The organism is Streptomyces flaveolus (assembly GCF_044765825.1).
Taxonomy (GTDB): Bacteria; Actinomycetota; Actinomycetes; order Streptomycetales; family Streptomycetaceae; genus Streptomyces; species Streptomyces flaveolus.
On the sequence record NZ_JBIWKU010000003.1, the window covers coordinates 795,291 to 803,583 of the forward strand.

The 8,293-nt window shown below is 72.5% G+C and carries 8 protein-coding genes; 4 read left to right on the forward strand and 4 right to left on the reverse strand.

The window, feature by feature from the left end:
- From ACIRG6_RS13225 to ACIRG6_RS13240, 4 genes are read right to left on the reverse strand one after another with little or no spacing between them, the layout of a single operon-like run.
- Positions 1-969: a complex I subunit 1/NuoH family protein gene (locus tag ACIRG6_RS13225; RefSeq protein WP_318213964.1), complete on the reverse strand. Its 969-nt coding sequence runs from the start codon at positions 967-969 to the stop codon at positions 1-3.
- Complete coding sequence (locus ACIRG6_RS13230) at positions 966-2,447, reverse strand: NADH-quinone oxidoreductase subunit C (protein ID WP_403322473.1); 1,482 nt, start codon at positions 2,445-2,447, stop codon at positions 966-968. The genes ACIRG6_RS13225 and ACIRG6_RS13230 overlap by 4 nt, the downstream gene beginning before the upstream one ends.
- Entirely contained in the window at positions 2,444-3,073 is a 630-nt protein-coding gene (locus ACIRG6_RS13235; protein WP_318213962.1) for an NADH-quinone oxidoreductase subunit B, read from the reverse strand. Before ACIRG6_RS13235 ends, ACIRG6_RS13230 begins: the two co-directional genes overlap by 4 nt.
- Positions 3,064-3,459, reverse strand: coding sequence for an NADH-quinone oxidoreductase subunit A (locus ACIRG6_RS13240; protein ID WP_364818557.1), 396 nt, complete (start codon positions 3,457-3,459; stop codon positions 3,064-3,066). Before ACIRG6_RS13240 ends, ACIRG6_RS13235 begins: the two co-directional genes overlap by 10 nt.
- 202 nt (positions 3,460-3,661) lie before the next feature.
- Here ACIRG6_RS13240 and ACIRG6_RS13245 point away from each other — a divergent pair, with 202 nt between their 5' ends.
- The 4 genes from ACIRG6_RS13245 to ACIRG6_RS13260 form a co-directional block, all read left to right on the forward strand.
- A complete protein-coding gene (locus tag ACIRG6_RS13245) occupies positions 3,662-4,891 on the forward strand; it encodes a sensor histidine kinase (protein ID WP_364676216.1) in 1,230 nt (409 codons plus the stop codon).
- 189 nt (positions 4,892-5,080) lie between these two features.
- Positions 5,081-6,448, forward strand: coding sequence for a sensor histidine kinase (locus ACIRG6_RS13250; RefSeq protein ID WP_364818554.1), 1,368 nt, complete (start codon positions 5,081-5,083; stop codon positions 6,446-6,448).
- Between the two features lie 268 nt (positions 6,449-6,716).
- Entirely contained in the window at positions 6,717-7,376 is a 660-nt protein-coding gene (locus tag ACIRG6_RS13255) for a response regulator transcription factor (protein ID WP_290439797.1), read from the forward strand.
- Between the two features lie 324 nt (positions 7,377-7,700).
- Positions 7,701-8,293 (forward strand): 2-oxoacid:acceptor oxidoreductase family protein (locus ACIRG6_RS13260; protein WP_403322476.1); only part of this gene is annotated, 593 nt, incomplete at its 3' end.

Genomic DNA, 8,293 nt, shown 5'->3' on the forward strand with positions numbered 1-8,293 from the left:
TTACTGGATCACCACCTTGACGATGCCGGTGAGGGCGATCTGGGCGAGGGAAAGGGGGACGAGGAGGGTCCAGGAAAGTTTCTGGAGCTGGTCCTCGCGCAGCCGGGGGTAGGTCACGCGCAGCCAGATCACGACGAAGGCGAGGACGGCGGTCTTCAGCAGGGTCCAGACCCAGCCGAGGCCGTCGGCGCCCCAGGGTCCGTGCCAGCCGCCCAGGAAGAGGACGGTGGTCAGGCCGCACAGCACGACGATCCCGGCGTACTCGGCGAGGAGGAACAGGGCGAAGCGCAGGCCGGTGTACTCGGTGTAGGCGCCGAAGATGATCTCCGAGTCGGCGACCGGCATGTCGAACGGCGGGCGCTGCAGTTCGGCCAGCCCGGCGACGAAGAAGACGAGGGCGCCGACGATCTGCCAGGGCAGCCACCACCACTCGAAGGCGTCGAGGATGCCGACGAGCGAGACGGTGCCGGCCGCCATCGCGACGGAGGCGGCGGTGAGCAGCATCGGGAGTTCGTACGCGAGGAGCTGGGCGGCGGTGCGCAGGCCGCCGAGGAGGGAGAACTTGTTGGCGGAGGCCCAGCCGGCCATGAGCGAGCCGAGGACGCCCACGCCCATGACGGCGAGCACGAAGAAGATCCCCGCGTCGACGACCTGGCCCACCGCGCCCTCGCCGGGGCCGATGGGGATGGCGAGGAGGACGAGGAGGTACGGCAGCAGGGCCACGGCGGGGGCGAGCTGGAAGACGCGGCGGTCCGCGTCCGCGGGAACGACGTCCTCCTTCTGCGCGAACTTCACGCCGTCCGCGACGAGCTGTGCCCAGCCGTGGAAGCCACCGGCGTACATCGGGCCGAGGCGGCCCTGCATGTGGGCCATCACCTTGTGCTCGGTCTGGCCGACGATCAGAGGGAAGGTGAGGAAGACGACGAAGACGACCAGGAGGCGCAGGGTGACGTCGAGAGCGTCGTTCACTGCGTGCCTCCCGGGCGGTCGTCGGGCGTTTCGGGGCGGGCGGGAGGCTGCGGAGCCTCCCGGGTCTCCGGGTCCTCAGGGCTCTCCGGGGTCCCCGGCCCCTCGGCGTTCTCGGGGCTGTCCGGGCGCTCCGGGGTCTCCGCGCCGCCCGGGGTCTCCCCGTCCTCCGTGGTCCCCCGGCCGTCGGGCTCCTCGGTGGGCTCGTCGAAGGCCGGGCGGGCGTGGTGCCAGGGTGCGTCGGGGCTGCGCGGCGCGGCAGCGGGCTTCGGGGCAGGGCGCGTCTCCCCGGCGGTGCCGGACGGGCCGGCCTCGTCGGACCGGCCCGCGGTGGAGTCGGTCCGCTGGGATGCCGAGCCCTCGCTCGCGCTCCGGCCGCGGCGGGCGGTAGGTGTGCGCGGCCCGGTGGTCTCCTGGCCCTCCCCGCCGGATGCGTCCGCCGGGCCCTCGGGGGCCGCCGGTCCCGGCCGCTGCGACGCGGAACCCTCGCTCGCGCTGCGTGCGCGCCGAGCGGTGGGTGTGCGCGCCCCGGTGGCCTCCTGGCCCTCCCCGCCGGATGCGTCCGCCGGGCCCTCGGGGGCCGCCGGTCCCGGCCGCTGCGACGCGGAACCCTGGCTCGCACTCCGCGCGCGCCGGGGCGTCGACGCCGGCGGTGCCGACGAGGACTCGGTGGCCGGGGCTTCAGTGGCCGGGGTGTCGACGGCCGGAGTCGCGGTGCCCGGCGTTTCGGTGGCCGGCGTTTCGGTGGCCGGCGTTTCGGTGGCCGGCGTTTCGGTGGCCGGCGTCGTCTGGCCGGCGGAGCCCTGGGCTGCCGTGCGCATGCGGCGGGCCGGGCGTTCTCCTGCCGCGCGGGCCGGGCGGTCGCCCGCCGCGCGGGCGGCGCCGCGGGCCGGGCGGGCCGGGGCAGGGGGGAGCTGGCCCTTCAGCGGGCCCCATTCGTTGGGGTCGGGGACGCCCGGCGGCAGCATCTGGCGGCGCCGGGGGCCGCCGTGGTCGGACTCGCCGGGTTCCTTCGCGCCGGGCCAGGCCTTGGCGACGCGGGCGGCGAGGACGAAGTCCTTGCGCAGGGGGTGGCCCTCGAAGCCCTCGGGCAGCAGCAGGTGGTCCAGCGCGGGGTGGTCCTCGAAGACGACGCCGAACATCTCGTGCGTCTCGCGTTCGTGCCAGGCCGCGCCCGCGTACACCGCGACGGCGGTGGGCAGGACCGGGGACTCGTGCGGGACGGTCGTGCGCACCAGCAGCCGGCGGACCGGCGCGAGCGCGGCCACGTGCGCCGCGACGCGGAAGCCCGTGCCCGGTTCGTCGACCGCGCTCAGCCAGTCGAAGTACGTGCAGCCCAGCCGGTCGCGGGCGGTCTCCAGGGCGGAGATCCAGGCCGCCGGCGGCACGTCCACCGTCAGGAGGCCGTACGACTCCTCGGCGGTGGCCTCGGCCCCGAAGAGTTCCCCGGCATCGGCGGGCAGCCAGCCGACCGCGGTCATCGGCCCTCCTCGGGAGCGGACGTGGGGGCGGGCGGCTGCACCAGGCCGCTCTGCAGCGCGGCCGCCGACGGGCGCGGCGAGGTGCCGTACCGCTCCCCCAGCGACTCGCGGGCGATCTTCTCCTGGAGCTTCAGGATTCCCTGGAGCAGCGCCTCGGGGCGCGGCGGGCAGCCGGGGACGTAGACGTCGACGGGGATGATCTGGTCGACGCCCTTCGTCACGGAGTACGAGTCCCAGTACGGGCCGCCGCAGTTGGAGCAGGCGCCGAAGGAGATGACGTACTTCGGCTCGGGCATCTGTTCGTAGAGGCGCTTCACGGCGGGGGCCATCTTGTCCGTGACCGTGCCCGACACCACCATCAGGTCGGCCTGACGGGGCCCCGGCGCGAACGGGATGACGCCGAGACGGATGAAGTCGTGGCGGGCCATCGACGCGGCGATGAACTCGATGGCGCAGCAGGCGAGGCCGAAGTTGAAGACCCAGAGCGAGTAGCGGCGGCCCCAGTTGAGGACGACCTTCATCGGCTCGGGGGCGAGCCGGGAGAGCGCGCCAAGCCGCTTCGGCTCCGGCAGCAGGACGGGCTCGGAGCCGGAGGAAGAGGCGGAGGCGGAGGGGTTCACGTCCATGACAGGACGCCCTTCTTGTATGCGTAGAGCAGGCCCACGGCGAGGAAGCCGAGGAAGATGAACATCTCCACGAGTGTCGTCGCGCCGTACCCGGGGTCGGCGAAGATCGTCGCCCACGGGAAGAGGAAGATCGAGTCCACCGCGAAGATCACGTAGAGGAAGGCGTAGACGTAGTAGCGGACCTGGGTGTGGGCCCAGCCCTCGCCGACGGGGTCGACTCCGCACTCGTACGTCAGGAGCTTCTCGGGCGTGGGGACCACGGGCCGCAGCAGGCGCCCCGCACCGAAGGCCACGGCCACGAAGAGCACGCCGACGAGGGCGAGCAGTCCGACGACCGAGTAGGACGTGAAGTAGTCGGCCGCGATGCCGACAGTCGGTTCCGGCATGTCCGTCCCTCACTCCCTGTCCGAGCCCTGCGAACCCCGAACGCTGCTGTTCGACGATCTGTACGCACGGGAGTCTAGGGCCTGATAAAGAGACGGTAAGCGGCCCGTCGCACCTTGAGACACCGGGGTGGGGTTTTCCTCAGGAGATGCCCGGCGGTCCGCCTCATGGCGCGGGGCCGCGCCGCACGGCACGCTGGCCCGTATGACCGAACGCCTCTCGCCCTCGACGCATGCCGGACACGCCGGCGAAGCGGACAGCGACCGCCTGCCACCGGCCCGTTTCGCCCTCGACCGGCACACCTGGAAGGAGATCGCCCATCTGCTGGCGAACCTTCCGGTGGCGTTGCTCGGCTTCACGTACGTGGTGACGATGCTGAGCATCGGCTGCGGGCTGACGGTCACGGTGATCGGGCTGCCGTTGCTCGCGGCCGGGCTGTCGGGGGCGCGGCTGCTGGGCTCGATGGAGCGGGCGCGGGCCCGGGCACTGCTCGGGGTGCGGGTGGAGGAACCGAGCCGGCTGCCGTGGCGGGGCCGGGGCGGGTTCTTCGCCCGGATGTGGATGGCGCTGAAGGACCCGGTGGGCTGGCGCACGGTCCTGTACGAGCTCATACGGCTGCCCTGGGGCGTCGTCACCTTCACCGTCACGCTGACGTCGCTGTTCGTGCTGTGGCCGGTGCTGCCGTTCGTCGCGCGGGGCCTGACCAACGTGGACCGGGCGATGGTGCGCGGGCTGCTGTCGCCGTCCGACGAGCTGGAGCGGCGGATCTCCGAGCTGGAGTCGGACCGGGGGGTCGTGGTCGACACGGCCGCGGCCGACCTGCGTCGCATCGAACGCGACCTGCACGACGGGGCGCAGGCCCGCCTGGTCAACCTGGCCATGGGGCTGGGCCTGGCCAAGGAGAAGCTGCTGGAGGACCCCGACGCGGCGGCGGCGATGGTCGACGAGGCGCACGGCGAGGTGAAGCTGGCCCTTCAGGAACTGCGGGACCTGGCACGCGGCATCCACCCCGCCGTGCTGACCGACCGCGGCCTGGACGCGGCCCTGTCCTCGGTGGCCTCGCGCTGCACGGTGCCGGTGAAGGTGACCGTCGACCTGGCGGAGCGGCCGGCGGCGGCGATCGAGGGCATCGCCTACTTCACCGTCTCGGAGCTGCTGCAGAACGTCAGCAAGCACAGCGGGGCGAGGTCCGCCTCGGTGGAGGTGTGGCGGACGGCCGACCGGTTGCTGATGCAGGTGGGCGACGACGGGCGCGGGGGTGCGCGGCTGGACGGCGGTACGGGGATGAAGGGCCTCGCCGAGCGGTTGAGCGCCGTCGACGGCCTGTTCGCGATCCATTCGCCGGAGGGCGGCCCGACGACGATCACGGCCGAGCTGCCGTGGCGCGACCGTTCGGACGCCGACGGCGCCGGCGGTGCCCACGGCACGCGCTAGCGGACCGGTTCCGCGCCACGCCCCGGCGTTCACGCGCCGGGGCGTTCGCATGCCGGGGCCCTGGTGCCCGGCGGGGTGGGGAAAACCCCCCTTCCAGGACGCCGACGGGCCGCATGGCCCGGGGGCGTGCGATCGAGGAGGGTGGAGTCAGGACAGCACAGCCACAGGTCGAGCAGAAGGACGGCACCGATGGCCACGGAGTACGGACAGGGTTACGGGCTCGGAAGCGAGTCCGGTCTTTCCGCGGACGCCGGTTCGCGACGGCACCGGCTGCCGGCGGGGCTGCGGGCGCCGTTCGAGGGCCGCAGCTGGCGGGAGTTCGGCTTCGTGCTGCTGAGCCTGCCGATCGGGATCATGCTCTTCACGTACGCCGTCACCATGGTGTCGCTCGGCGCCGGGCTGCTGGTGACGTTCCTGGGCGTCCCGGTGCTGGCCGCCGCGCTCGCCGGTTGCCGGGGCATGGGGGCGCTGGAGCGGGCCCGGGCGCGCGGCCTGCTGGGGCTCGACGTGGCCGCGCCGGAGCCGCTGCGGATGAGCAAGCCGGGCGCGATGGCCTGGATGGGTGCCGTCCTGAAGAGCGGCTCGTCCTGGCGGAGCCTGCTGTACGCGCTGCTGCACCTCCCGTGGTCGGTGTTCTCGTTCGCCGTCGCCGTGAGCTTCTGGTCGACCGGCTGGACGATGCTGACGTATCCGCTGTGGTTCTGGGTGTTCCCGGCGTACGCCGGGCAGGACGGGATCCAGCTGTACGGCGACGAGACGCACCGGATCTACCTCGACAACCCCTTCGAGATCACCGTGACCGCACTGGTCGGGCTGCTGGTCACCCTGGCGACGCCGTGGATCGTCCGGGCCCTGACGACGGTGGACCGGCTGCTGGTGCACGGGCTGCTCGGTCCGTCGCGGCTGGCGACGCGGGTGGTGGAGCTGGAGTCGGACCGGGGGGTCGTGGTCGACACGGCCGCGGCCGACCTGCGGCGCATCGAACGCGACCTGCACGACGGGGCGCAGGCCCGCCTGGTCAACCTGGCCATGGACCTGGGGCTGGCGAAGGAGAAGCTGCGGGAGGACCCGCAGGAGGCGGCGCGCATGGTGGGCGAGGCGCACGGCGAGGTGAAGACGGCGCTGCAGGAGCTGCGGGACCTGGCGCGCGGCATCCACCCCGCCGTGCTGACCGACCGCGGCCTGGACGCGGCCCTGTCCTCGGTGGCCTCGCGCTGCACGGTGCCCGTGCGGGTGGAGGTGGACCTGGCGGAGCGGCCGGCGTCGGCGATCGAGGGCATCGCGTACTTCACGGTGTCGGAGCTGCTGCAGAACATCAGCAAGCACGCGCGGGCCACGGCGGCCGCCGTGGAGGTGTGGCGCGTGGAGAACCGGCTGATGATCCAGGTCGTGGACAACGGCGTGGGCGGCGCGAACGCGTCCGCCGGTTCCGGTCTGGCGGGACTGGCCGAGCGGCTCGACGCGGTGGACGGGATCCTCGTGGTGGACTCGCCGGCCGGGGGACCCACCCGGGTGACGGCGGAACTGCCGTGGCGCACGGAGCCGGTGCGCCGCTGAGCGGCCGCCGCCGCCAGGAACACACCGCCGGCCGGAGCCCCGTACCCCCGGGCTCCGGCCGGCATGATCGGAATTCGGCCACCGAGCGTCCGAATCCCGGCCCGGCCTCCCCCTCCTCCCGGTTCTTCCCGGCGTACGAACGCATCCGGCCCCCGATGCTGGGATGCTGGACCTGTCGCACGGACGGTTCGTGGACGCGGCGTGGGCCGCGCGGGCCGTGGGGTGGACGGAGTCTGGCTGTGGGGGGCCGAGGATCGTGGAGGACAGGGTGCGGGTGGTCATCGCCGAGGATTCAGTGCTGCTCAGGGAGGGGCTGACCCGGTTGCTGACCGACCGCGGGCACGACGTGGTGGCCGGTGTCGGTGACGCGCAGGCGCTGATCAAGACCATCACGGAGCTGGACGCGCAGGGGGAGCTGCCGGACGTCGTCGTGGCGGACGTACGGATGCCGCCGACGCACACCGACGAGGGTGTGCGGGCGTCGGTGCAGCTGCGCAAGGCGCACCCCGGGCTGGGCGTGCTGGTGCTCTCCCAGTACGTGGAGGAGCGGTACGCCACCGAGCTGCTGGCCGGTTCCAGCCGGGGCGTCGGCTATCTGCTCAAGGACCGGGTGGCCGAGGTGCGGGAGTTCGTGGACGCGGTGGTGCGCGTGGCGCAGGGCGGTACGGCGCTCGACCCCGAGGTGGTCGCGCAGCTGCTCGGACGCAGCCGCAAGCAGGACGTGCTCGCCGGGCTCACCCCGCGGGAGCGGGAGGTCCTGGGGCTCATGGCCGAGGGCCGGACCAACTCCGCGATCGCCAGGCAGCTCGTGGTCAGCGACGGGGCCGTCGAGAAGCACGTCAGCAACATCTTCCTGAAGCTGGGTCTGTCCCCCAGCGACGGCGATCACCGGCGCGTTCTCGCCGTGCTCACCTATCTCAATTCCTGAGACCACGATTCCGGAACACGACGACGGACTCGATTTCCCGGACCTGATTACCGGAACTTGATTCCCGGGGCGCACTTTCCTGGGATCTTGTCACCGAGCCCCTCAGGGCTCGTCGATGGAGAAACCGCAGCACGGACAGGGGGCGTCTTCAGCGGTGCACGGGGGCGAGGAGACAGTGGACCGGCAGGGTGCCGGGCCGTCTCGAGGTCGTGTCCGTCATGCGAATGTCTACCGGAAGTCAACACCCGCGGACGTAGGGTTGATCCTGGGCCGGTCGATGGGAGACCAGTCCCCGGACAGCCGCCTCGAGGGAGGTCCAGTTCAGTGACCAGCCAGGTCAGCAGCCCAGCGGAGCAGGCCGACGGAACCGTCGTAGAAGATCAGCGCAAACCGGTCGGGGCGAAGGACGTGCGCCGGCTGGACCGGGTGATCATCAGGTTCGCCGGGGACTCCGGTGACGGTATGCAGCTCACCGGTGACCGTTTCACCTCGGAGACGGCGTCCTTCGGCAACGACCTGTCGACGCTGCCGAACTTCCCGGCCGAGATCCGGGCGCCCGCCGGCACGCTGCCGGGCGTCTCGTCCTTCCAGCTCCATTTCGCCGACCATGACATCCTCACCCCGGGTGACGCGCCGGACGTGCTGGTGGCGATGAACCCGGCGGCGTTGAAGGCGAACGTCGGGGATCTGCCGCGGGGTGCGGAGATCATCGTCAATACGGACGAGTTCACCCGGCGTGCGATGCAGAAGGTCGGCTACGAGTCCTCTCCGCTGGAGGACGGCTCCCTCGACGGGTATCACGTGCATCCGGTGCCGCTGACCACCCTGACGGTGGAGGCGCTCACGGAGTTCGACCTCAGCCGCAAGGAGGCCGAGCGCAGCAAGAACATGTTCGCGCTGGGCCTGCTGAGCTGGAT

Bases quoted from the DNA above. Each gene is read 5' to 3' on its own strand.
- ACIRG6_RS13250 (WP_364818554.1), top strand. From the start codon at position 5,081: ATGGCCACGGAGTACGGACAGGGTTACGGGCTCGGAAGCGAGTCCGGT.
- ACIRG6_RS13240 (WP_364818557.1), bottom strand. From the start codon at position 3,459: ATGCCGGAACCGACTGTCGGCATCGCGGCCGACTACTTCACGTCCTAC.
- ACIRG6_RS13235 (WP_318213962.1), bottom strand. From the start codon at position 3,073: ATGGACGTGAACCCCTCCGCCTCCGCCTCTTCCTCCGGCTCCGAGCCC.
- ACIRG6_RS13230 (WP_403322473.1), bottom strand. From the start codon at position 2,447: ATGACCGCGGTCGGCTGGCTGCCCGCCGATGCCGGGGAACTCTTCGGG.
- ACIRG6_RS13245 (WP_364676216.1), top strand. From the start codon at position 3,662: ATGACCGAACGCCTCTCGCCCTCGACGCATGCCGGACACGCCGGCGAA.